Origin of the sequence: Roseateles sp. SL47 (genome assembly GCF_026625885.1) — a bacterium.
Classification (GTDB): Bacteria; Pseudomonadota; Gammaproteobacteria; order Burkholderiales; family Burkholderiaceae_C; genus Roseateles.
The window spans coordinates 5184398-5207722 of the sequence record NZ_CP113068.1 but is presented as its reverse complement, the minus strand read 5'-3'; the positions used below and the strand labels follow the sequence as shown (position 1 = coordinate 5207722).

24 protein-coding genes are annotated in these 23325 nt (G+C 66.1%); 16 read left to right on the top strand and 8 right to left on the bottom strand.

From position 1 onward, the window contains the following. Positions 1-13: 13 nt before the first annotated feature. Positions 14-634: a CAP domain-containing protein gene (locus tag OU995_RS22555; protein ID WP_267832384.1), complete on the bottom strand. Its 621-nt coding sequence runs from the start codon at positions 632-634 to the stop codon at positions 14-16. Positions 635-777: 143 nt separating this feature from the next. Further along, entirely contained in the window at positions 778-990 is a 213-nt protein-coding gene (locus tag OU995_RS22550) for a hypothetical protein (protein ID WP_267832383.1), read from the bottom strand. Positions 991-1074: 84 nt separating this feature from the next. Between OU995_RS22550 and OU995_RS22545 the strand changes: the two genes are divergently transcribed. Both OU995_RS22545 and OU995_RS22540 read left to right on the top strand, forming a co-directional pair. Continuing rightward, positions 1075-2070, top strand: a complete 996-nt coding sequence (locus tag OU995_RS22545; protein ID WP_267832382.1) for a 2-hydroxyacid dehydrogenase — start codon at positions 1075-1077, stop codon at positions 2068-2070. A gap of 157 nt (positions 2071-2227) precedes the next feature. Further along, a complete protein-coding gene (locus tag OU995_RS22540) occupies positions 2228-2932 on the top strand; it encodes a glutathione S-transferase N-terminal domain-containing protein (protein WP_267832381.1) in 705 nt (234 codons plus the stop codon). Positions 2933-2954: 22 nt separating this feature from the next. Here OU995_RS22540 and OU995_RS22535 read toward each other — a convergent pair whose 3' ends face one another. The 4 genes from OU995_RS22535 to OU995_RS22520 form a co-directional block, all read right to left on the bottom strand. After that, positions 2955-3179 carry a SlyX family protein gene (locus tag OU995_RS22535; protein ID WP_420714900.1) on the bottom strand — a complete coding sequence of 75 codons (225 nt, stop codon included), beginning with the start codon at positions 3177-3179 and terminating at the stop codon, positions 2955-2957. Positions 3180-3283: 104 nt separating this feature from the next. After that, positions 3284-5224: a DUF885 domain-containing protein gene (locus OU995_RS22530; RefSeq protein WP_267832380.1), complete on the bottom strand. Its 1941-nt coding sequence runs from the start codon at positions 5222-5224 to the stop codon at positions 3284-3286. 88 nt (positions 5225-5312) lie between these two features. Then, positions 5313-7190 carry a ferrous iron transport protein B gene (gene feoB, locus OU995_RS22525; RefSeq protein ID WP_267832379.1) on the bottom strand — a complete coding sequence of 626 codons (1878 nt, stop codon included), beginning with the start codon at positions 7188-7190 and terminating at the stop codon, positions 5313-5315. Continuing rightward, entirely contained in the window at positions 7183-7494 is a 312-nt protein-coding gene (locus OU995_RS22520; protein ID WP_267832378.1) for a FeoA family protein, read from the bottom strand. The genes feoB and OU995_RS22520 overlap by 8 nt, the downstream gene beginning before the upstream one ends. A 481-nt stretch (positions 7495-7975) precedes the next feature. Here OU995_RS22520 and OU995_RS22515 point away from each other — a divergent pair, with 481 nt between their 5' ends. The 11 genes from OU995_RS22515 to dut all read left to right on the top strand — a co-directional run bounded on the left by OU995_RS22515 (position 7976) and on the right by dut (position 19053). Continuing rightward, positions 7976-8956, top strand: coding sequence for a BMP family lipoprotein (locus OU995_RS22515; protein ID WP_267832377.1), 981 nt, complete (start codon positions 7976-7978; stop codon positions 8954-8956). A gap of 16 nt (positions 8957-8972) precedes the next feature. Continuing rightward, positions 8973-10574, top strand: a complete 1602-nt coding sequence (locus OU995_RS22510) for an ABC transporter ATP-binding protein (protein ID WP_267832376.1) — start codon at positions 8973-8975, stop codon at positions 10572-10574. Further along, positions 10571-11704: an ABC transporter permease gene (locus OU995_RS22505; RefSeq protein ID WP_267832375.1), complete on the top strand. Its 1134-nt coding sequence runs from the start codon at positions 10571-10573 to the stop codon at positions 11702-11704. Before OU995_RS22510 ends, OU995_RS22505 begins: the two co-directional genes overlap by 4 nt. Next, on the top strand, positions 11697-12662 hold the full coding sequence (locus tag OU995_RS22500) for an ABC transporter permease (protein ID WP_267832374.1): 966 nt from the start codon (positions 11697-11699) through the stop codon (positions 12660-12662). Before OU995_RS22505 ends, OU995_RS22500 begins: the two co-directional genes overlap by 8 nt. A 122-nt stretch (positions 12663-12784) precedes the next feature. Then, positions 12785-13213 carry a cytidine deaminase gene (locus OU995_RS22495; RefSeq protein ID WP_267832373.1) on the top strand — a complete coding sequence of 143 codons (429 nt, stop codon included), beginning with the start codon at positions 12785-12787 and terminating at the stop codon, positions 13211-13213. An 11-nt stretch (positions 13214-13224) separates the two neighbouring features. Then, positions 13225-14082, top strand: coding sequence for a purine-nucleoside phosphorylase (locus OU995_RS22490; protein WP_267832372.1), 858 nt, complete (start codon positions 13225-13227; stop codon positions 14080-14082). 147 nt (positions 14083-14229) lie between these two features. Beyond that, entirely contained in the window at positions 14230-15006 is a 777-nt protein-coding gene (deoC, locus tag OU995_RS22485; protein ID WP_267832371.1) for a deoxyribose-phosphate aldolase, read from the top strand. A gap of 14 nt (positions 15007-15020) precedes the next feature. Next, positions 15021-16340 carry a thymidine phosphorylase gene (gene deoA / locus OU995_RS22480; RefSeq protein ID WP_267832369.1) on the top strand — a complete coding sequence of 440 codons (1320 nt, stop codon included), beginning with the start codon at positions 15021-15023 and terminating at the stop codon, positions 16338-16340. A gap of 97 nt (positions 16341-16437) precedes the next feature. Further along, positions 16438-17193 carry a tRNA (guanosine(46)-N7)-methyltransferase TrmB gene (gene trmB, locus OU995_RS22475; RefSeq protein ID WP_420714752.1) on the top strand — a complete coding sequence of 252 codons (756 nt, stop codon included), beginning with the start codon at positions 16438-16440 and terminating at the stop codon, positions 17191-17193. A gap of 152 nt (positions 17194-17345) precedes the next feature. Then, positions 17346-18575 carry a bifunctional phosphopantothenoylcysteine decarboxylase/phosphopantothenate--cysteine ligase CoaBC gene (gene coaBC, locus OU995_RS22470; RefSeq protein ID WP_267832368.1) on the top strand — a complete coding sequence of 410 codons (1230 nt, stop codon included), beginning with the start codon at positions 17346-17348 and terminating at the stop codon, positions 18573-18575. Between the two features lie 28 nt (positions 18576-18603). Then, the gene (gene dut / locus OU995_RS22465; protein WP_267832367.1) at positions 18604-19053 is read left to right on the top strand and encodes a dUTP diphosphatase; all 450 of its coding nucleotides are present in this window, start codon (positions 18604-18606) and stop codon (positions 19051-19053) included. A gap of 75 nt (positions 19054-19128) precedes the next feature. Here dut and OU995_RS22460 read toward each other — a convergent pair whose 3' ends face one another. Then, on the bottom strand, positions 19129-19650 hold the full coding sequence (locus tag OU995_RS22460; RefSeq protein WP_267832366.1) for an FKBP-type peptidyl-prolyl cis-trans isomerase: 522 nt from the start codon (positions 19648-19650) through the stop codon (positions 19129-19131). Between the two features lie 265 nt (positions 19651-19915). Between OU995_RS22460 and OU995_RS22455 the strand changes: the two genes are divergently transcribed. From OU995_RS22455 to OU995_RS22445, 3 genes are all read left to right on the top strand, one after another. After that, on the top strand, positions 19916-21052 hold the full coding sequence (locus OU995_RS22455) for a JmjC domain-containing protein (protein WP_267836337.1): 1137 nt from the start codon (positions 19916-19918) through the stop codon (positions 21050-21052). 19 nt (positions 21053-21071) lie between these two features. Next, on the top strand, positions 21072-21569 hold the full coding sequence (locus OU995_RS22450; RefSeq protein WP_267832365.1) for a hypothetical protein: 498 nt from the start codon (positions 21072-21074) through the stop codon (positions 21567-21569). Positions 21570-21776: 207 nt separating this feature from the next. Continuing rightward, positions 21777-21977, top strand: a complete 201-nt coding sequence (locus OU995_RS22445; protein ID WP_267832364.1) for a hypothetical protein — start codon at positions 21777-21779, stop codon at positions 21975-21977. Between the two features lie 186 nt (positions 21978-22163). Here the strand turns inward: OU995_RS22445 and bamC are convergent, their stop codons facing one another. Continuing rightward, positions 22164-23318, bottom strand: a complete 1155-nt coding sequence (gene bamC / locus OU995_RS22440) for an outer membrane protein assembly factor BamC (RefSeq protein ID WP_267832363.1) — start codon at positions 23316-23318, stop codon at positions 22164-22166. Positions 23319-23325 lie beyond the last annotated feature (7 nt).

Below are 23325 nucleotides of genomic sequence, written 5' to 3'. Positions count from 1 at the left end.
CTGCGGGGAAGGATCAGCGGCGCGCGCCGAGGTCCATCACCCAGTAGGTGCTGTAGGGGTTGCTGGTGGAGGCCGCCAGCTGGCAGGACACGCCGACTTCGGTGAAGCTGGGGCTCATGATGTTGGCGCAGTGGCCGGGGCTGTCCATCCAGGCATCCATCACGTCCTTGACCGTCGGCTGGCCCGCCGCGATGTTCTCGCCCAATGCGCTCCAGGGGTAACCCACGGCTGTCACCCGGTCACCCAGGGAGCTGCCGTTGGAGCCGGTGTGGCTGAAGAAGTTCTTGGAAGTCATGTCCAGCGCATGGTTGTTGGCCGCCTGGGTCAGCAGGGAATTCCAGCTGACGCTGGTGGTGGCGGCAAACACACCGGACGAGCCGCAATTGGCGCCGGCTGCGCGGGCGGCATTGATGCGGTCCAGCAGGTCCTGCTGGAAGGCGGCCTGAGCCGCCAGACCGCAGTTGCCTTCCGCTTGCGGAGTGGTGCCGGTGTTGCCATCGCTCGAGCTGCTGTCACTGCCGCCGCCACCGCAGGCCGTCAGCACCAGGGTGATCAGCACGGCCGGCCAGGTGGCCTTGCGAGGCCGTGTGTGAGGGGCGCGCAGGGCGGGGGTGTGTGTCAGAAACGTGTCCATGCCGGGATGATAGAAAGTGACATCGGAAACGTCTGGAACCAAACGTATACCGTGCGATCCACGCCACGAAGATGTGGAAATAGTCATGAATTCTGCAGGGGCGTGGCGCTGAGCCTGACCCGTCATTCCGACGGGGCGCGCAGTCACCGCGTCAGCTGATCACCCCGTCGAGCAGTCCTGAAGGTGATGGACCAGCGCAAGGCGTCCACCGGCGCCCCGCTGTGCTGCCAGTCCCAGCGCGCCACCCCATACACCTGCTCAAAGTCCGGTACATCCCGATGCCATGCGTGGGCCGCACCGGGAACAAGCGCCGGTGGTGCGGCGAACGGACGCTTGGAGGACGAAGGGGCGGGCATGGTGAAGCCGATTTTGTCCGTTCCGTTCCATCGTGGCGGCAGACGGGGCGTGGCACATGCAGAATCTTCGGCAAGGAGAGTGCCATGAAGACAGCGGTGTTCAGTGCCCGTCGCTACGACCAGTCCCTGCTCGGCAGGGCCAACCAGCAAGCCGGGCACGAGCTGGTGTTCATCCAGGACCGCCTCACGCGGGAGACGGCCGCCCTCGCCGCAGGATGTCCGGCCGTCTGCGTGTTTGTGAACGACGTGGCGAATGCGGACGTGCTGACGCAACTCCAGGCGCAGGGCACCCGGCTGCTGGCCACCCGTTCCACCGGCTACAACCATGTCGATGCCGAGGCTGCTGCGCGTTTGGGCATCGAGGTGGTGCGGGTCACCGACTACTCCCCGTATTCGGTGGCGGAGTTCGCCGTCGGCCTGCTGCTGGCCGTCAATCGGAAGATCTGCCGCGCCAGCGCCCGCACCCGGGATGGGAACTTTGAGCTGGACGGCCTGATGGGTTTTGACCTGCACGGCAAGACGGTGGGCGTGATCGGCACCGGCAAGATCGGTAGCATCTTTGCGCGCATCATGGCGGGCTTCGGCTGTACGGTGCTGGGTTACGATCGTTTCCCGACACCGCCATTTGAGGCGCTGGGGGGGCGCTATGTGCCTGCCGAGGCGTTGCTGGCGCAAAGCGATGTGGTGTCGCTGCATTGCCCGCTGACACCGGACACCCACCACATCGTCAATGCGCAGTCGCTGGCCTCCGCCAAGCGGGGCTGCATCCTGATCAACACCAGTCGCGGCGGCCTGGTGGATACCGATGCAGCCATCCAGGCGCTCAAGACCGGCCACCTGGGCGGCCTGGCCATCGATGTGTATGAGCAGGAGGCGTCGCTGTTTTTCCAGGACCTGTCCTCCACCATCATCACCGACGACTGCATCCAGCGCCTGGTGTCGTTCCCGAATGTCATCGTCACCGGACACCAGGCCTTCCTCACCGAAGAGGCCATCAGCCAGATCATGCAGACCACCCTGGACAGCATCACCGCGTTTGAACGCGGCGAGCCCCTGGTGAACCGCATTCCCCGGGACTGAAGGCAGGGTGTGGCCGCCTTGGTGGCTTACCTGGTGGCCTTCCTGAAGACCTCGACCGATGAGCCGCCGCCGGCCGGGTCAGCGCGTGCTCGCCCGTGAAGGTGCTTTGACCTTCGACACCACTCGAGAATGCAGGAGTGTTGACAATGGCCGGACTATGACCGATCTCTCCCAATTCCCCATCACCCGGAAGTGGCCGGCCCAGCATCCTGACCGTCTGCAGCTCTACTCCCTGCCCACACCCAATGGCGTGAAGGTGTCGATCTTCCTGGAGGAGGTGGGCCTGCCGTATGAGGTGCATCTGGTGAGCTTCCAGACGGATGACCAGATGTCGCCGGAGTTCCTCTCTCTGAACCCGAACAACAAGATCCCCGCCATCCTGGACCCGAACGGCCCGAACGGCGAGCCGTTGGCGCTGTTCGAGTCCGGCGCCATCCTGGTGTATCTGGCGGAGAAGACCGGCCAGTTGCTGCCCACCGACCCCGCACGCCGTTATGAAACGCTGCAGTGGGTGATGTTCCAGATGGGCGGCGTCGGCCCGATGTTTGGCCAGTTGGGCTTCTTCCACAAGTTCGCCGGCAAGGACTTCGAAGACAAGCGGCCGCGCGACCGCTATGTGGCTGAATCCCGGCGTCTGCTCAAGGTGCTGGATCAGCGCCTCACCGGCCGCGGCTGGATCATGGGCAACGACTACACCATTGCCGACATCGCCCTTTGGCCCTGGGTGAACACGCTGGCCCACTTCTATCAAGCCGGCGATCTGGTCGGGCTGTCGGACTTCAAGGAAGTGCAGCGCGTGCTGACGGCCTTCCTGGCCCGCGACGCGGTGCAGCGCGGACTGAATTCGCCGGCGCGGCCCTGAAGGCGCGGCCCGCGTCGGGCCCTCAATAATGCGGCGGCAGTTCGTCCCGCAAGTTGCGTGAGCCGTCCGGGCGGCCCTCCGGGATCTGGCGGCGCAGTTGCGTGATCTCCCGCACCAGCGCCTCGATCTGTTGCTGTTGCAAGGCCACCTGGGCGTTCAGCGTATCCAGCAGGTCCTCGCTGAAACTGGCCTTGATTTCCAGTTCGGTGATGCGCGCTTCCAGCCGTTCGGCCACAGGCGCGACCACAACCGCCGGTGCCTGAGAGGCACCGGCGTCGCTTGGGGTGGGGGAGGGGGCAAGCCCCTGAATGTCCTGGCTCATGACCAGGATTGGAACACCATTGGCGGGGTTCAGCGCTTGCCCATCAGCTCCGCAATCACATGCACCGGAGCGCTTCCGTAGCTGAGGAATTCCTCGTGGAAGTCCTTCAGCTTGAAACGGTCACCCAGCGCATCACGGCGTTGCTGGCGCAGTTCCATGATGTCGGAGTAGCCGCTGAAGTAGCTGGTCAGTTGCACCGACGTGAGCTGCACCCGGCGCCACTTTTCCCGTGCCTCGCGCTCGGTCTGGAAGGCCTGGCGCATCAGCAGGTCCAGCGCCTGTGCTTCGGTCATGCCGCGCACATGCACGCTGTAGTCGAGGATGGTGTTGGTGACGCTGCGCAGGTTCCACTTGCTATACATCAGCCACATCTCCGGCGCATGGTTGCCGTAGCCGGACTCCAGCATCATCCGTTCGCCATACACGGCCCATCCCTCCACCATGGCGCCATTGCCAAACAGCGCCTTCACCAGGGAGGGCGACTTGTTGGCATGCACCAGTTGGGTGTAGTGGCCCGGCACGGCTTCGTGGATGTTCAGGATCTGCAGAATCCACTGGTTGTATTCGCGCAGCGTGCTTTCGGCCTGCGCATCGGTCAGGTCATCCAGCGGCGTCACGTTGTAATAGGTGCGGTCCTGCGGGCGATAAGGCCCGGGCGCCTCGATGCCGGCTCCCGCCACGCCGCGTTGGTAGACCGGCGTTTCACGCACCGTCAGCGGCTTGCTGGGGTCCATGGTCAGCAGGTCATGCTCGACGATCCATCGTTCCAGCTGCGGAATCTGCCCGCGGATCTCTTTGACGAAGTCCTCGCGCTTCACGTGCTGCGCCGACAGGGTGTTGATCACCACGCCGATCTTCTCGAATCGATCCTGCGGCTTGGGGGCGTTGCCCTGGGTCTGCGTCCAGAGCTGGTCGGCCAGGGCGTCCATCCGGGTCAGCAGTTCCTCACGAGCGGCCAGGGCCTTCTGGTACATCTGCTCGGCGCTGTGGGCGGACTGGATGTCATAGCCGAACTTCTTCTCGTAGAGCGCCTGGCCCAGACGGAAGCTGCGCGCGTTGCCATCGGTCTTCAGCGCCGCCAGGCGCGAGCTCAGGCCTTCACGCCAGGTCTGCACGGCGGCGCGGGCCGCCGCGATCCGCTGCTGGAGTTGGCGCTGGTCCGCTGCACTCAGGCCCTTGGCCTGCGGCTCGTGGAGGGATTGGCTGATGTCGTCCAGCACGCTCAGCACACCGGGGGCCTGGTCGATGGCCAGTTGGGTGTGCTCCAGCGTCGGGGTGCGCAGGCTGGCGGCGCCGGCCTGGTAATACGCCGGCACCCGGGCCAGGCGGCTGGACAGGGCCCGCAGACGTTGTGGCAGCGGCGCGTAGTCGGTGGACAGGATCAGATCGAGCTGGCCCGCCACATTCACATTGGCCGGGTTCCATTCGAACTCACGCAACTCGGTCAGCCCGAATTGATCGGCGCGCAGCTTGTTGAGCACCTGACCCAGATCGGTGCGGGACGCGGGGCCGAGGGTGTCCGGAGCGATGGCTTCGAAGCGCTTCAACCATTGCCGGGTGAAGGCGAGTTGGCGGGCGCGTGTGCGGTCGTCGGGCAGGTTGAGCTTGCCGGCGAATTCATAACGGCCCGCGGCCACGGCGGCTTCGGGATCCAGCTTCCAGAGGGCTTCGATGTAATCGTGGGCAAGACGCTGGAAGCGCTTGTCGGCGGCCGAAGTGACGCTGCTGCCGCTTGCCGCTGCAGCCGGGGAATGTCTCGCAGGGCCGGCATGAGCGCTGGCGACGGCCGCCGCGACACCAACGCCCGGCGAGGCGGCGAGTGCGTTGAAGGGCAGCGTGGCGGCGGCGGTCAGCAGCGCGGCGGCCATTGCGGAGCGCGGGAGCTGCAACGCGAACGGGTGTGCGAGCGTCAGAGAAGCCGCATCGGTGCGGGCACCAACGCGGAAGCGGGGGAGGAAGGAGGCAGTCATGGGGCGCCAGCATAGCCGCCGCCCACATGCTGCCAAGATGGTCAACCCGGCATTGACACTCGTGTTGGCGATCCTCGCCCGTGGGTCATCAACCGATCAACCACCGGCTGATATGGAAGGTCAGCCACGACGCCAAATAGGCCAATCCAAACAGATAGGCCAGCATGATGGCCGGAATCTTGTAGCCGTTCGTCTCGCGCTTCACCGCTGCGATGGTGGACAGGCACTGCGGTGCAAACACATACCAGGCGAGCAGCGAGAAGGCCGTTGGCAGGCTCCAGGTCTGAACGATCAGCGGCGTCAGCGCTTGGGCCGCGTCTTCCGCCGTGGCGGACAGCGAATACACCGTGCCCAGCGCACTCACGGCAATCTCGCGCGCCGCCAGCCCTGGCACCAGGGCCAGGCTGATCTGCCAGTTGAAGCCGATCGGCTCGAACACCACCGCCAGCGCACGTCCCAGCATGCCGGCAATGCTGTATTCAATCGGCGCGCCGGTCGCACCCGGAGGTGGCGCCGGGAAGCTGGACAGCAGCCACAGCAGCAGCGTCAGCGCCAGGATGATCGTGCCCACGCGCTTGATGAAGATCTCGGTGCGCTGCCAGAGGCCGATGAGCAAGCTGCGCCAGTGCGGCCAGTGATAGCTGGGCAGTTCCATCATCAACGGACGCACCTGGCGGCCGCTGCTGGTGAAGCGCTTGAGCATCCAGGCCACACCCATCGCCGCCACGATGCCGGCCATGTAAAGCGCAAACAGCACCAGGCCCTGCAGCCCGATGCCGCCCCAGACGGTGCGCTCCGGAATGAAGGCGCCGATCAAGAGCGCGTACACCGGCAGCCGGGCGGAGCAGGTCATCAGCGGCGCGATCAGGATGGTGACCAGCCGGTCCCGCGGATTCGCAATCGAACGCGTGGCCATGATGCCGGGGATGGCGCAGGCAAAGCTGGACAGCAGCGGAATGAAGCTGCGGCCGGACAGGCCCACCGAGCCCATGATGCGGTCCAGCAGGAAGGCCGCCCGGGGCAGATACCCCGACTCTTCGAGCACCAGGATGAAGAAGAACAGGATCAGGATCTGCGGCAGGAACACCAGCACCGAGCCGACGCCGGCAATCAGTCCATCCACCACCAGGCTGCGGAAATAGCCCTCCGGCAGCAGTTGGCCGACCTGTTCGCCCAGCCAGGCAATGCCCCCTTCAATGAGATCCTTGGGGGGTTCTGCCCATGAGAACACGGCCTGGAACAGGAAGAACAGCAGCACCGCGAGGATGACGGGGCCCAGGACCGGATGCAACACCAGCCGGTCCACCTTGTCGCTGGGCAGTTCGCCTTGGTGGCTGTCCAGCTTCAGTTCCCGCAGGATGGTGGTGAGGCGTTGATGGTCGTCGCCGTCGGCGGCTTCCGCAGGGTCCCCCACCGCAGTGGGCTGCCAGGTTTCCGGGCGGTCCAGCACCGCGCGCAGGTCATCCAGACCGGCACCATCGGTGGCGACGGTCCGAACCACCGGCACGCCCAGCAACTGGCTGAAGCGTTCGGTGTCCACCTGGATGCCGCGGCGAGCGGCCAGGTCCGACATGTTCAGCGCCACCACGCAGGGCACGCCCTGACGCTGCACGGCAAAGAACAGGCGCAGATTGCGCCGCAGGTTGGTGGCGTCCAGCACGCACACCACCAAGTCGGGCCGTTTTTCGCCCTGGGCGCGACCGGCCAGCACATCCACCGTTACCCGCTCATCCGGGGAGCGCGGATAAAGGCTGTAGGTGCCCGGCAGGTCCAGCACGCGCAGCAGCTTGCCTGCCGCTGTCCGCAGCCGGCCTTCCTTGCGCTCCACCGTCACACCGGCGTAGTTGGCGACCTTCTGGCGGCTCCCGGTCAGGCGGTTGAACAGGGCGGTCTTGCCGCAGTTGGGATTGCCCACCAGCGCCAGCAAGGGGCCGGAGGGATGCAGATGGACAACGGCCTCACGCATGGGAAGCTCCCGGGTGGCCGTGGGTGGGAGAGACGCAGGACGCGTCCTCATCCAGGCCGAGCAGATGCACGCAGTCCGCTTCCGCGCGACGCAGGGCAAAGGTGGACTGGCCGATGCGCACCACCAACGGATCCTGCCCGGGCATGGCGCGCGCCAGCACCGCCACATGCTCGCCGGCGACGAAGCCAAGCTCCTCCAACCATTGTTTCCATTCTGGCGCGTAGGCAGGGGCCTGCAGCGTCTTGACGCGGTGTGCCTCGCCGATGGCGGCTTGGGCGAGAGTAGAAATCGGGACAGCGCTCATGTGTGGGAATCCAGGCGAGCCGAAAGAGCTGGCAAAGCAGGCCCGACGGGGCCGAAGAAAAGATTCTAAATGAAAGTAATTCTCAACTCTGCGAGAAAAGTCTGCGGACCGTTCATCACGCGCGTGGGCGATTGGCGCTCGGTGCGAAGGTGGCGTCGCAGCGCCGGGGCAGGCGGCGCAGAAACGGCCCGGCCAGTGGCCACTTTCCCTCAATGGCATGGACACCACAGCGCGGGCGTTTAGAGCCCGCGCCCCAGGCTCATGGGGGCCGCAAACGTTTAGCGTTTTCCTTAGACTCGTCTACACTCCGCGATCCTTAAAATCCGCCCCGCTCCGTCCAGACCTGAGCTCGTCGGACCCCCTGCCACCGCCTCGGTCTTTGCGACAAGGTCTTTGGCATCAGGTGGCCCGAATCGTGCATGCTGACGGACTTGTGTTTGGACCTCTCCCTCGTTGAATCGGGACTGCAATGAAGCCTTCCATGTCGCTTTCCTCGCTCATGTCCGGCCTGGCGCTGGCACTGATGTCCGGCACGGCGCTGGCGCAAGCCACCACGCCGGCGGTCATCTTCGACATGGGCGGCAAGTTCGACAAATCCTTCAATGAAGCCGCCTATCGTGGCGTCGAGAAGTGGAAAGCCGACACCGGCGGCAAGTACTTCGAATTCGAGATCAGCAACGAAACCCAGCGCGTGCAGGCCATCCGCCGCATGGCGGAGCGGGGCGCCAGCCCCATCATTTCGGTCGGGTTTGCGCAGGCCTCGGCCCTGAATCAGGTGGCCAAGGACTTCCCCAAGACCAAGTTCGTCATCATCGACGAGAAGGTCAACCAGCCGAATGTGCAGTCGGTGCTGTTCAAGGAACAGGAAGGCAGCTTCCTGGTGGGCGCATTGGCCTCGCTGACCAGCAAGACCGGCAAGGTGGGTTTCATCGGCGGCATGGACATTCCGCTGATCCGCAAGTTTGAATGCGGCTACGAGCAGGGCGCCAAGGCGGCCAACCCCAAGGTCGAGCTGTTCAAGAACATGACCGGCACCACCGCCACCGCCTGGAACGACCCCACCCGCGGCGGTGAACTGGCCAAAGCCCAGTTCGCCAAGGGCGTGGACGTGGTCTTCGCCGCAGCCGGTGGCACCGGTGTGGGCATCTACCAGGCGGCCAAGGACGCCGGCAAGTTCGCCATCGGCGTGGACAGCAATCAGAACCACCTGCAGCCCGGCACCATGCTGAGCTCCATGGTCAAGCGGGTGGACGTGGCCGTCTACAACGTGCTGAAGGAATGGAAGCCCGGCATCCTGGTGCTGGGCCTGAAGGAGGGCGGCGTGGAATACGCGCTGGATCAGGACAATGCCAAACTGATCTCGCCCGCCGTGAAGGCCAAGCTGGACGCCTACAAGGCCGACATCGTCGCCGGCAAGATCAAGGTGGCCGACTACATGGCCGACAACGCCTGCAAGAACTGACCCTCCGGCGTCCACCATGACAGAGTCCTCACGCGGCGGACCCGCGCCCGCGGTACGCCTGTGCGACATTTCCAAGCGCTTCGGCGCGGTGCAGGCCAACCGGTCGGTCAGCCTGTCGGTCATGCCCGGTACGGTGCATGGTCTCGTCGGCGAAAACGGCGCCGGCAAGAGCACCCTGATGGCCATCCTCTACGGCTACTACCATGCCGATGAGGGGCACATCGAGATCAACGGCCAGCGGGTCCAGATCAGCAATTCCCATCAGGCCATCGACCTGGGCATCGGCATGGTGCATCAGCACTTCATGCTGGTGGACACGCTGTCGGCGCTGGACAACGTCATGCTGGGCGCCGAGCCCGCCTTCTTCCTGTCGCGCGCCAAGCGCCAGGTGCGTCAGCAACTGGAAACGCTGATGCGCGACACCGGCCTGCAGGTGCGCCTGGATGCCACCGTCGCCGATCTGCCGGTGGGGGAGCTGCAGCGGCTGGAGATCCTGAAGGCGCTGTATCGCGGTGCCCGCATCCTGATCCTGGACGAGCCCACGGCGGTGCTGACGCCGCAGGAGACCGACCAGCTGTTTGAAGTGCTGCGTCGCCTGCGCGAGCGTGGCACCACCATTCTGCTGATCACCCACAAGCTGCGCGAAGTGATGGCGCTGTGTGATGCGGTGACGGTGATGCGCGCCGGAGCGGTGGTCAAGACCACGCGCATCGGCGACACCAGCCCGGAAGATCTGGCCGAAAGCATGGTTGGCCGCAAGGTCCACCTGGGGCGTGCCGGTGGGGCGGCACAGCCGCAGTCCGACCAGCCGGTGCTGAGCGCCCAGGGCCTCAGCGTCGCCAGTGCGGCGGGCGTGCATCTGCTGACCCAGGTCAGCCTGGCGCTGCGCCCGGGGGAGATTGTTGGTGTGGCCGGGGTGTCCGGCAACGGCCAGAGCGAACTGCTGGAAGTGCTGTCGGGCATGCGCGGGCCGGATGCCGGTTCGCTGCAACTGGCCGGGCAGCAGTTCCGTGCCGGACAGTGGCTGGACCCGCGCACCGCACGCGATCTCAAGGTGGCGCATGTGCCGGAAGACCGCCACCTGCTGGGCATGGTGCTGAGCTTCCCCGCCTGGGAAACCGCTGCGCTGGGGTATCACGAGCAGGACCAATACTGCGCCGGCCCGCTGGGCCTGGCCATGAACCAACGCCATCTGCGCGCCCAGACCGCCCGCATGATGGAGGACTTCGACGTCCGCCCGCGCAATGCGGAGCTGGGCTCGTCGAAGTTCTCGGGCGGCAATCAGCAGAAGCTGATCCTGGCGCGCGAGATCGGGCAGCAGCCCGCCGTGCTGCTGGTGGGCCAGCCCACACGGGGTGTCGACATCGGCGCCATCGAATTCATCCACAACCAGCTCCGCCGTTTGCGTGATGCGGGCTGTGCGGTGCTGCTGGTCTCCAGCGAGCTGGACGAAATCCTGGCGCTGGCCGACCGCGTGATCGTGATGAATGCGGGCCGCATCACCGGCGAGCTCGGCATCGACGAATGCACCGAGAAGAACCTGGGCCTGTTGATGGCCGCTACCCCTGACCACGCGGAGAAGCCTCAGAGCGCTCCTGCCGCGAAAGCCTCCTCATGAGTCAAGCCTTGCAAATGCCGCGCTGGATGGATCTGGTGCTGCTGCCGCTGTGGAACCTGCTGATCGCCCTGCTGGTGGCCGGCGGCGTGGTGCTGTTGATTGGGGCCAGCCCGGTGCAGGCCCTGTCCGTGCTGCTGGACGGCGCGCTGGGCAGCGCCCGAGGCCTCGGCTACACGCTCTACTACACCACCACCTTCATCTTCACCGGGCTGGCGGTTGCCGTGGCGTTTCACGGCGGCCTGTTCAACATCGGCGGGGAAGGGCAGGCCACACTGGGGGGCATCGGCGTGGCGCTGATCTCGCTGTGGCTCGGCCCCAAGCTGCCGGCGGTGGTCATGCTGCCGCTGGCCATCGTGGCGGCGGCGGCCTTCGGCATGCTGTGGGCCGCCGTCCCGGGTTATCTGCAAGCCTGGCGCGGCAGCCATGTGGTGATCACCACCATCATGTTTAACTTCCTGGCGGCCAGCCTGAACGGCTATTTGCTGGTGAACTGGCTCCGTCCAGCGGGTTCGATGTCGGTGGAGAGCAGCGACTTCGCCCCTTCCGCCCGCATGCCCGCCATCCATGAGCTGGCGGCCCGGTTCGGATGGGAGCTGCCGTCGTCCCCGTTGAACCTGTCGATTCTGCTGGCGGTGCTGGCCTGTGTGTTTGTCTGGTGGTTTCTCTGGAAGAGCCGGGCCGGTTATGTGCTGCGGGCCGTGGGGGCCAACCCCAACGCAGCGCATTACGCGGGCATTCGCCCGCGCTGGCAGGTGCTGGCGGCCATGGGGATTTCCGGCGCGCTGGCCGGGCTGGTGGGCATCAATGAAATCGCCGGGGTCCAGGGCAAGCTGACGCTGGACTTCGTGGCCGGCGCTGGTTTCACCGGCATTGCCGTGGCCTTGATGGGGCGCAACCATCCGGTGGGCATCGTGCTGGCTTCGCTGTTGTTTGGCGTGCTGTACCAGGGGGGCGTGGAAGTGTCCTTCGAGGTGCCGGGCTTCAGCCGCGAAATGGTGGTGACCGTGCAGGGCCTGATCGTGCTGTTCGCCGGCGCCATGGCCATGGTGAGCGCACCGATGTTTGCAAAGCTCTACACGCTGCTGTTGCGCCGTGCGCGCAGTGCGGGCGAGGGGAAATCTCATGGATGAGGTGCTGATCGGGTCGGTGCTGGCCTCGACGCTGCGCGTCACCACACCGCTGCTGTTTGCGGCACTGGCCGGGCTGCTGTCCGAACGTTCCGGCGTGGTGGACATCGGCCTGGAGGGCAAGATGCTGGCGGCCGCCTTTGCAGCGGCCGCTGTAGCCAGCGTGGCCCATTCCGCGCCGCTGGGCATTGCTGCGGCCATTGCCGTGGCCTGCGCGATGTCGGCGCTGCATGGTTTTGCCTGCGTGACGCACCGCGGCGACCAGGTGGTGTCGGGTGTGGCGTTGAACATGGTGGCTGCGGGCCTCACCGTGGTGCTGGGCATTGCCTGGTTTGCGCAAGGTGGCCAAACGCCGCCGATCGACGCCTCGCAGCGTCTCACCGGCCTGCTGCCGCAGTGGGCCGAACCGGTGCCGGGCAGCTGGCTGGGATCGGTGCTGGGCCATGGGCTGCTCAGCCACAACCTGCTGGTGTACCTGGCGTTTGCGCTGGTGGTCGTGGTGTGGTTCTTCCTGGAGCGCACGCGGCCCGGTCTGCGTCTGCGCGCCGTGGGGGAGAACCCCGCGATGGTGGATGCCGCCGGGGTGTCGGTGCCGCGCCTGCGCTATACCGCGCTGATGCTCAACGGCGTGCTGTGCGGGCTGGGTGGGGCTTATCTGACGCTGGCGCAGAATGCTTCGTTCTCGCCCAACATGACCGCAGGCCGTGGCTTCATCGCCCTGGCCGCGATGATCTTTGGCAAGTGGAAGCCGCTGCCCACGCTGGCGGCCTGCCTGTTGTTCGGATTCCTCGACGCGATGGCCATCCGGCTGCAGGGCGTGTCGCTGCCCGGCATCGGTGAGGTGCCGGTGCAGGCCATTCAGGCGCTGCCCTACATCCTGACCGTGGTGCTGCTGGCCGGATTCATCGGCCAGGCCGTGGCGCCGAAGGCGCTGAGCAAGCCGTATGTGAAAGAGCGCTGAGGCGCGGCAGCCGCTGGACGGCGGCTGGGCGCCAGGCATTGCCGCTCAGGCCCCGTGAGGCCCGCCACAGGTCGCGCAGCCTGGGGCTCTGCCGCCGAGCGTGAAGAATGGAAGGGACAACGATGCACATTCCAGGTTTGACCGATTCATTGGTGCAGCAGTTGCTGAAGGCTGCGATGGACGCCCGCCAGCACTCCTACGCACCGTACTCCAAGTATCTGGTGGGGGCGGCCGTGCTGGACGAGCACGGCCGCATCCACGCCGGCTGCAACATTGAAAACGCCGCCTATCCGCAAGGCTGGTGCGCCGAAACGACCGCCCTGGGCCACATGATCATGGCCGGTGGACGCGTGGCCCGCGCGGTCATGGTGACCGGTGCCGGCAGCGAAATCATCACCCCGTGCGGCGGCTGCCGCCAGAAGCTGCGCGAGTTCGCGCAGCCGGCCGATCTGATCGTCATCGCGGGTGACAGCACCGGCGTGCGCGCCCACTGGACGCTGGAGCAGTTGCTGCCCGCCAGCTTCGGCCCCGACCATCTCAAGAACGCCTGAAGGAGAACCTCATGTCCATGCCCTTGCAAGGCGCCGCCCTGGATGCCGCCATCACTGCCAGCATCGCCACCCTCAAAGCCACCTTTGGCGAGCAAGCCCCGGAAGTGGCCGTGGTGCTGGGTTCCGGCTGGAGTGGTGCGGTTGAGCAACTGCAGGACCAGCAGCATCTGCCCTACGCGCAGCTGCCGGCATTTCCCCAACCCAAGGTGGAGGGCCATGTGGCCGAGGTCACCGTGGGCCGGGTGGGCCAGCAACGCGTGGTGATGCTGCGCGGCCGTGCCCACACCTACGAAAGCGGCGACTGCACCGGCATGGCCGGCGCCATCCGCAGCCTGAAGGCCTGGGGTGTCAAGCTGCTGCTGCTGACCAACGCCTCCGGCAGCCTGCGTTCGCACCTGCCCCCGGGCAGCCTGATGATGATTTCGGATCACATCAATGCGCCGCAGCGCTCGCCGCTGACCGGCCTGCCGGGCAATGACCGCTTCACCGACATGAGCACCGCGTATGACGCCGAGCTGCGCCATCAGGCCGTCAAGGTGGCCCAGACCCACAACATGGTGCTGGGCCAGGGCGTCTACGTCTGGGCGGTCGGCCCGCAGTTTGAAACGCCCGCCGAGATCCGCATGTTCTCCGCCTGGGGCGCGGACGCCGTCGGCATGAGCACCGTGCCGGAAACCATCCTGGCTCGCCATGCCGGCCTGCGGGTGGGGGGGCTGGCGCTGATCACCAACATGGCGGCGGGTCTGTCGGACGAAGCGCTGACGCACGCACTGACACTGCAGCAGGCCAAGGCGTCCGGCGACCGCGCCTCGGCCTTCCTGGGCCAGCTGTTGGCCTCGTTGGCGACCTTGGAATCGCTGCGCGCCTGAGCGCCGGACCGTGCAAGATCATGGGGCCGTGGCCGCAAGGCCATGGGCATTCCCCAACATCGGGCGATGATCGGGCGATGAGGCGCTGGCCATCGGCTCACAAGGCCGAAGGCAGCATGCGCTGCATGGCCATCCTGGGAGTTATGAATGAAGACCGAGATGAGTCTTGAAGAAGCAGCGCGCCTGGCGTTGCAGTGCCTGGATCTGACCAGCCTGAATGACGGGGACACCCCCGCCACCATCGACACCCTGTGCCGGCGTGCCGTCGGCGCGGAAGGCCGGGGCCCTGTCGCTGCTGTGTGCGTGTGGCCCCGTTTTGTGGCGCAGGCCCGTGCCGCGCTCCCCGCCACCATCCAGGTGGCGGCCGTGGCCAACTTCCCCGATGGCAGCCTGGATCTGCCGCGTGTGCTGGCCGACATCGACACCCTTGCCAGCGCCGGTGCGCAGGAAGTGGATGTGGTGCTGCCGTACCGTGCCCTGATGCAGGGCCAGGCCAGCGAGGTGGCGGAGTTCCTGGCCGAAGTGCGCCATGCCACCCGTCCGCTGACGCTGAAGGTCATCATTGAATCCGGCGAGCTGAAGACGGCGGACCTGATCCGTGAAGCCACGCGCCTGTCGTTGATGGCGGGCGCGGACTTCATCAAGACCAGCACCGGCAAGAGCCCGGTGTCCGCCACGGTGAACGCCGCCCGCGTGATGCTGGAGGAGATCCAGGCCAGCGGGCTGGGTCATGCCGGCTTCAAGGCCTCCGGTGGCATCCGCTCGGTGGTGGATGCGCGCACCTATCTGCAGATGGCGGCCCAGACCCTGGGCCCCGACGCCGTGCAGCCGCGCCGCATGCGCTTCGGCGCCAGCGGCCTGCTGGACGACATCGAAGCCGTGCTGGCCGGCCAGGCCAGCCAGGCCGTGCAGAGCGTGTACTGAAGTTCGGCCGCCTCATGCTTGTTCAAGAAATCATCCGCACCAAGCGCGAAGGCCATGCGCTGGACGAGGCGCAGATCCAGCATTTTGTGCGGGGTCTGGTTGATGGCAGCTGGAGTGAAGGGCAGGTGGCCGCGCTGGGCATGGCCATCTTCCTGCGGGGCATGAACCGTGAGGAAGCGGTGGCGCTCACCCGCGCCATGATGCACAGTGGCCGTGTGCTGGCCTGGCCGGACATGCCGGGCCCGGTGCTGGACAAGCATTCCAGCGGTGGTGTTGGTGACAAGCTCAGCCTGATGCTGGCCCCGCTGGTGGCGGCCTGCGGCGGTTATGTGCCGATGATCGCGGGCCGCGGCCTCGGCCATACCGGTGGCACGGTGGACAAGCTCGAAGCCATTCCCGGCTACAACACGGCGCCGGCGAATCCGGATTTCGACCGCATCGTGCGCACCCTCGGCTGCGCCATCATCGGCCAGACCGGCGACCTGGCACCGGCCGACAAGCGCTTCTACGCCACCCGGGATGTCACCGCCACGGTGGAGAGCGTGCCGCTGATCACCGCCAGCATCCTGTCGAAGAAGCTGGCGGCCGGCCTGCAGGGGCTGGCCATGGACATCAAATGCGGCAATGGCGCGTTTGCCGCCACACCGGCCTTTGGCGAGGAGTTGGCCCGCAGCATTGTGGAAGTGGCGCAGGGCGCCGGCCTTCGCACCCATGCATTGATCACCGACATGAATCAGGTGCTGGGCGGCGAGATCGGCAATGCGCTGGAAGTGCAGGGCGCGCTGGATTACCTCACAGGCCGGGTGCCCCGCGACCCGCGGACCCATGAACTGACGCTGGCCCTGGCGGCCGAGATGCTGCTGATGGGAGGCCTGGTGCCCGATCTGACAGCGGCGCGTGAGCGGCTGCAGGCGGCATTGGACAGTGGCGCCGCAGCCGAGCGCTTCGGCCGCATGGTGGCTGCGTTGGGCGGGCCGACCGATCTGGTGGAGAACGCTCAGCAGTACCTGCCTGTGGCGCCGGTGGTGCGTCCCGTGCCAGCGCTGCGCGCCGGTCGCCTCACGGCCATGCAGACGCGTGACATCGGGCTGATCATCGTGGAGCTGGGGGGCGGACGTCGGCTGCCCGGTGATGTGCTGGACATGCGGGTGGGCTTCAATGGCATGCGCCAGTTGGGCGATGTGCTGGCTGCTGGTGAGCCGCTGGCCTTTGTGCATGCGGCGACCGAAGCGGCCGCCGAGTCGGCGGCGGCGCGTCTGCAAGCGGCGGTGACGATCAGCGATGCCGCCGCGCCCTGGTCGCCTTCACCGCTGGTGATGGGCCGGCTGGTCTGAGCGCCGGTCCCAGGGCCTGAATCGCCCACTCCCCTAAAATCAATTCTCTTGCCGGCCTCGTTCACCGAGGCTGGTCCCATTTCCGTTGCTCGCCACCATGTCGCTTCCCACGCCCATTCCCACCGATCCGCATGATGTTGGTCACTCGGACCCTGCCGCAGACGGTGGCGATGCATCTGCTGCCCGTGCCCGCATCCGCAGCTTTGTGGTCCGCGCCGGCCGCATGGGCACGGGGCAGATCAAGGCCCTGGCCGAACTGGGCCCGCGATTTGTGCTGCCCTTCGAGCAGCGCCCGCTCAACACCGCGCAGGTCTTTGGCCGCCAGTCTCCCGTGGTGCTGGAAATCGGTTTTGGCATGGGGGGCGCCACGGCGCAGATTGCCCGCAGCCTGCCCGACCATGATTTCATCGGCTGCGAGGTCCATGAACCCGGCGTGGGCGCGCTGCTCAAGCTCATCGGCGAGCAGGACATCTCCAATATCCGCATCTTCCAGCACGACGCGGTGGAAGTGCTGGAGCACATGATTCCAGAAGCCTCCCTGGCCGGTGTCCACATCTTCTTCCCAGACCCCTGGCACAAGAAGCGCCACAACAAGCGCCGCCTCATCCAGCCGCCGTTTGTGGCCCGTCTGGTGAAGCATCTCGCGCCGGGCGGTTATCTGCACTGCGCCACCGACTGGGCGCCGTATGCGGAACAGATGCTGGAGGTGCTCGGGGCCGACCCGGACCTGGTCAACACCGCGCCGGATGCCGGTTATGCCGACAAGCCGGCCTATCGCCCGCTCACCAAGTTCGAGAACCGCGGCCTCAAGCTGGGCCATGGCGTCTGGGACCTGGTGTTCCGCCGCAAGTAGAACCGTCTCTGCCGTTTCAGAAGTGTCCTGCTCCGGTTTCGTGCGCGCTGTGCGCGTTCGGTACGGAGAGCCTCATGACCAAGGTCAGTTGACCGGCGGGTCTTGATCCGGTTGTGTTCCGGGCCGGGCCTGCGCTGATAGAGTCGCACGCTATGTCCGAATCCAATCCTTTGGCCGGCAAGCACCTGCTGCTGGGCCTGTCCGGTGGCATTGCCTGCTACAAGATTGCCGAGCTGACGCGGCTGCTGGTGAAAGCTGGCGCCACCGTGCAGGTCATCATGACGGAGGCCGCCGAGTCGTTCATCACGCCGGTGACGATGCAGGCGCTGTCCAACCGACCGGTCTTCACCAGCCAATGGGATGCCCGACCGGACAACAACATGGCCCACATCAACCTCAGCCGCGAGGCCGATGCGATGCTGATCGCGCCGGCCAGTGGCGATGTGATGGCCAGACTGGCGCAGGGCCGCGCCGACGATCTGCTGACCTTGACCGCGCTGGCGCGCCCGGCGCATCGCTGCGCTTTGCTGGTGGCCCCGGCGATGAACCGCGAAATGTGGGCCCATCCGGCCACCCAGCGGAATGTCCGCCAGGTGCAGGCCGATGGTGCCGTGGTGCTGGGGGTCGGCAACGGCGACCAGGCCTGTGGTGAAGTGGGCGACGGCCGCATGCTCGAGCCGCAGCAGTTGCTGGAGCTGGTGGTGGCGCACTTCCAGCCCAAGGTGCTGGCCGGCCGCAAGCTGCTGATCACGGCCGGGCCCACCTACGAAGCCATCGACCCGGTGCGCGGCATCACCAATCGCTCCAGCGGCAAGATGGGGTTTGCGGTGGCCCGCGCAGCAGCGGAGGCGGGGGCCGATGTCACGCTGGTGGCCGGGCCGGTACATCTGCCAACGCCGCAGGGCGTGCGCCGCATCGACGTGCAGAGCGCCCGCGAGATGCTGGAGGCGGTGCTGCCGCTGGCGGCGTCTCATCACGTGTTCGTGGCCACGGCCGCTGTGGCGGACTGGCGTCCGGCCCAGGCCCAGACCCACAAGATCAAGAAGAACGCTGCGCCGGGCGCAGCAGAGATTCCGCGCCTGGAACTGGCCGAGAACCCCGACATCCTCGCCACCGTCGCCGCGCTGCCGCGTCCGCCGCTGTGCGTGGGCTTCGCTGCCGAAAGCCAGGATCTGGTGAAGCATGCTCGTGAAAAGCGTCAGCGCAAGAATGTGCCGCTGATCGTGGGCAATCTGGGTCCGGCCACCTTCGGTCAGGACGACAATACGCTGGTGCTGGTGGATGCCCGCGGGGAGCGTGAACTGTCGCGTGCCGACAAGCTCACCCTGGCGCGGGAACTGGTCCGCGAAATCGCCCAGCGCCTGACGACGTATCCCGCCTGACCCGCCCCGCCCGACCTTACTCTTCCCTATGACCACGATTGATCTGAAAGTCCTTGACGCCCGCATGGCGGAGCACCTGCCGGCGTATGCCACGTCGGGCAGTGCCGGCCTGGACCTGCGGGCCTGCCTGGATGCCCCGCTCACCATCGCCCCTGGCCAGACGAGCCTGGTGCCCACCGGTCTGGCCATCCACATTGGCGACCCCCGGCTGGCGGCGATCATCCTGCCGCGCTCCGGCCTGGGCCACAAGCACGGCATCGTGCTGGGCAATCTGGTCGGCCTGATCGACTCGGACTACCAGGGCCAGTTGATGGTGAGCGTCTGGAACCGGGGCCAGGAGGCCTTCACGCTGCAGCCGATGGACCGCATGGCCCAATTGGTGATCGTGCCGGTGGTGCAGGCGCAGTTCCGCCTGGTGGACGACTTCGACGCCTCGGCACGCGGCGAAGGCGGGTTCGGGTCGACGGGCAAGGGCTGAGGGACGTTGCGGGCCCCCACCAGGCGCGCTTCACCAGGCTCCCGGGCTTCCTGAGCCTCGACCCGTGCGGGTGGATCAGTGCAGCGGTTCGTCCGGCGCGGGGCCGTTGAGCACGGTCAAGCCGGAGTCGCCCAGGGTGCCGGCTTCAATCTCTTCTTCGGTGGCTTCCCGCACGTCGCAGACCGTGACGTGAATGCGCAGGCCGATGCCCGCCAGCGGATGGTTGCCATCCAGCACCACATGCTCGGGGTAGATCTCGGTCACGGTGTAGATGCGGTCGGCCGGCATGTCCGGCGTGGCTGCGCCTTCGGGCAGGCCTTCGAACTGCATGCCTACCACCACGTTCTCGGGGAAGATTTCGCGCGCCTCGAAGCAGACCAGGTCGCTTTCATAGTCGCCGAAGGCATCTTCCGGCTGCAGCGCCACGCTGACCTCGTCGCCGACGACATGGCCCGCCAGAGCCTCCTCGACTTTGGCAAACAGGTCATCGCCGCCGTAGAAAAATTCCATTGCGGGATTCAGTTCTTCCACGGACTGGCCTTGGGCATCTTCCAGTCTCCACGTCAGGGAGACTACGCAGGGGGCAGTGATTTGCATCAACGGATTCTCGCATGGCCGATTCCCGCCCGGCTGAACCGAGGACAATGCCGACATGACTGCCAAGAACACCAAGAACGCCACCGCCGCTGCGGTGCCTGCTGCGCCCAAGACTTCAACAAGGGCCGACCGTGGTGTCGCTGCCAAGGCCACCACAAAAGCCACCACCAAGGGCGCCACCAAAGCCACCACCAAAGCCACCACCAAGGGCGCCACCAAAGCCACCACCAAAGCCACCACCAAGGCCAAGGCCTCCGGCTCCGGCCTGGACATCTCCGTCCCCACCGAATTGCTGGGCGGCCTGAGCCCGGAACAGTTCATGAAGCGCCACTGGCAGAAGCAGCCCTTGCTGGTGCGCCAGGCCTTGCCCGGCGTGGTGCCGCCCATTGACCGCGCCACCGTGGCCCGGCTCGCGGCCAGTGACGAGGTGGAGTCCCGTCTGGTCAGCCAGCAACCGGGCGACCGCTGGTCCCTGCGCAAGGGCCCCATCAGCAAGCTGCCGGCCTGGAGCAAGCCGCAATGGACGGTGCTGCTGCAGGGCCTGGACCTGCATGTGCCCGCGGCCCACGAGCTTCTGAACCGCTTCCGTTTTGTGCCTGAGGCCCGGCTGGACGATCTGATGCTGTCCTATGCCAGTGACGGCGGTGGTGTCGGCCCCCATTTCGATTCCTACGATGTCTTCCTCATCCAGGTCAGCGGACGCCGGCACTGGCACATTGGCCGTCGTGGCGTGGCCACCACCGGTGAACTGCGGAGCGATGTCCCGCTGAAGGTCCTGGCGGACTTCACCCCCGAGCAGGACTTCATCCTGGAACCGGGCGACATGCTCTACCTGCCGCCCGGCTGGGCCCATGACGGTGTGGCGGTGGGCGGCGATTGCATGACCGCGTCGGTGGGCTTCCGTTCACCCTGGCGCGCAGAGCTGGCCAATGAGTTGCTGGTCCGCCTGACCGACGAAGGCGACGAAGACGATGTGCCGGGGTCCGACCGCATGTATGTCGATCCCCGTCAGCCCGCCACCGTGGCGCCTGGCCTCATTCCCGAGGCCCTGGTGGCCTTTGCACGCGAGGCCGTGCTCAAGGCGGTGCATGAGCCGCTGGCCCTGGAGCGTGCGCTGGGCGAAGCTCTGACCGAACCCAAGCCGCTGGTGTTCTTTGATGCGGGTGAAGCCCTGGCGGAAGGGGGGGATGTCCGGCTGGATGCGCGCAGCCGGATGATGTATGACAAGGCCCACATCTTCATCAACGGCGCCTCCTTCCGCGCGGGCGGCCGCGACGCGACGCTGATGCGGCGCCTGGCTGACCAGCGCCGCCTCTCGGCGGGTGATGTGGCCCGGCTGAGCGAGGGGGCACGGGATCTGCTGGATCAATGGGCGGAAGACGGCTGGGTGCAGCCCCTCTGAGGCGCCCACGGGAGCACGCATGGAACTGCAGGACGGCGTTTACGAATCGAGAGACGAGATTCAGCAACTGTTGCGTCACGTCTTGCAGGTGTGTGCTGAGCAGGCGGGCCGCGAGCTCTGCTGGATGGACACGGATTTCGGTGACTGGCCGCTGTCTGACGCTGCCTTGCTGGAGGAACTGCATGGCTGGGCGCTGCCGCACCGCCGCCTGCGGCTGCTGGCGGCGGATTACGAGCCTCTACGTCGTGCGCACCCGCGTTTTGTGCAGTGGCGTCAATGGCATGATCACGTCGTCACTGCCAAAGCGTTCGAGCCGGCGGACAGCAGTGAACGCAGCCAGCCGTCGCCGATCGGCGTGGTGCTGGCACCCGGATTGCTGGTGTTCAAGCGTTGGACTCCCACCCGGGCGTCATTGACCCTGCGCCATGCCCGGGAGGAGGCCACGACGAAGGAATGGTTTGACGCTATTGAGCAACGCTCTACCGATTCATTCGCGGGTAGCACCCTGGGCTTGTAAGGAGATTACAAACTGATGGCTATAATCTTTGGCTAGGCGAGGAAAGCGCTCGAGGTTTTCCCCGTCTTGGTCTGCTTGAAGTTCGTGCATTCGTACTTGACCGCGATTAACCCTTGGCTAACCCCTGGCTAGTCCACTTGCACAGTTGTACGGCTTCATTAATTACCGGTAATTGATTGTTCGTCTAAAAGTTACTTGAGGACAAGTATGAAAAAGTCGATCCTGTTGGCCTCCCTGCTGGCCGCTGTTGCACTGACCGCTTGCGGCAAGAAGGAAGAAGCTCCGGCTCCTGCTCCCGTCGCTACTCCCGCTCCGGAAGCTTCGGCTCCCGCTTCGGCTCCGGTGGTGGACGCCGCTTCGGCTCCGGCCGTTGACGCTTCGGCTCCCGCTTCGGCCGCTAGCAACTAAGACGATCTTCGTCCGCGAGAAAGCCGCCTGGCCTTTGGCCCAGGCGGCTTTTTCTTTTTGCACTTTTTATCAGCCTTGCCAGTTTTAAATCAAACACTTCGGCACTGGTATTAGAGTGGATATTCCAAATATCCAAATAAAAACGCCACCCGAGGGTGGCGTTTTGCTGGGGAGAAGGCCTGCGGCTCAGCGCAGATCTTCCAGCAGCAGTTGCAGAATGCGCTTGGCCATTTCGTTGGTCTGCTGCTGGCCTTTGTCGTCCAGGATGACCACGGTGGAACGTTCACCCTCGGACTTGACCGCCACGCGGTAACGCACCGAAGCCGTCGCCTTGTCCGAGCCGAACAGGCGAGACCAGAAGCCCGGTTCGTCCTTGCCGGCCTGATTGGGGTCGGCGTAGCGCAGGAAGAACAGGCCCTGCTTGCGATCGCGGTCTTCGATGGTGAAGCCGTGACGGTCCAGCGACTGGCCCACCCGGCGCCAGGCGCGGTCGAACCCTTCGTTGAGCTGGATGCTGTTCGGCACATCCGCCAGCGAGCGTGGTGTGGGTGCGGGGCGGCTCTCGAACCCTTGCGGCACCGGCTGGTTGGCGGCCACGGCCTGGGCCGCGTCTTCCTTGCCGCCCAGCTTCAGCAGCAGGCGCGACAGCATGATGGACTCCAGCTCCGGATCCGCAGGGCGCGGTTGCCAGGCTGTGTCGTCCTTCTGGCTGTTGGTGTAGACCTCGATCATGCCGCGATGGGCAATGTAGATGTCGGTGCCACCGTTCGGGCTGCGTTCCACCCGGGTGCGGTACTTGTCGCGCTCACCGGTGGAGTAGATGGAATCGAGGATGGTGCCGATGGACTTGCGGATGAAATCCTGCGGCAGCTTGGCGCGGTTTTCAGCCCAGTTGGTTTCCATCACGCCGACTGCCGGGTCTTCGCTTTCCACCTGGAGGCCACGCTCCCCCCAGAAGGCCTTGAGCTGCGGCCAGAGTTCTTCCGGCGTCAGGTTGCTATGAATCCAGCGGGAGTTGCCCAGGCGCTGGAATTCCGCTTCACCCGCCTTGGCCACGGCCACCGTGTTGGGGGCTGCGCCGAGGGGGCGCTGAGCGGTCGGCTGGCTCGCCAGTTGGGCTGCACTCACGGTGCCACCGGCCGGGCGCGTGTCACGCGGCAACTGGGTCAGGTCGGGCGGCACATCCAGGCCGGTGGTCTGCTTGGCCTGGGCCTTGTAGTCGACCTTGTCACCCGAGGTGATTCTGTCCAGCGAGCTGCACGCCGCGAGCGAGGCCACTGCCACCAGGCAGGCCAGGCGCACCGGGGTGGAAGCGCAGGTATCGGAAAGGGAACGAGTCACGCTAGAC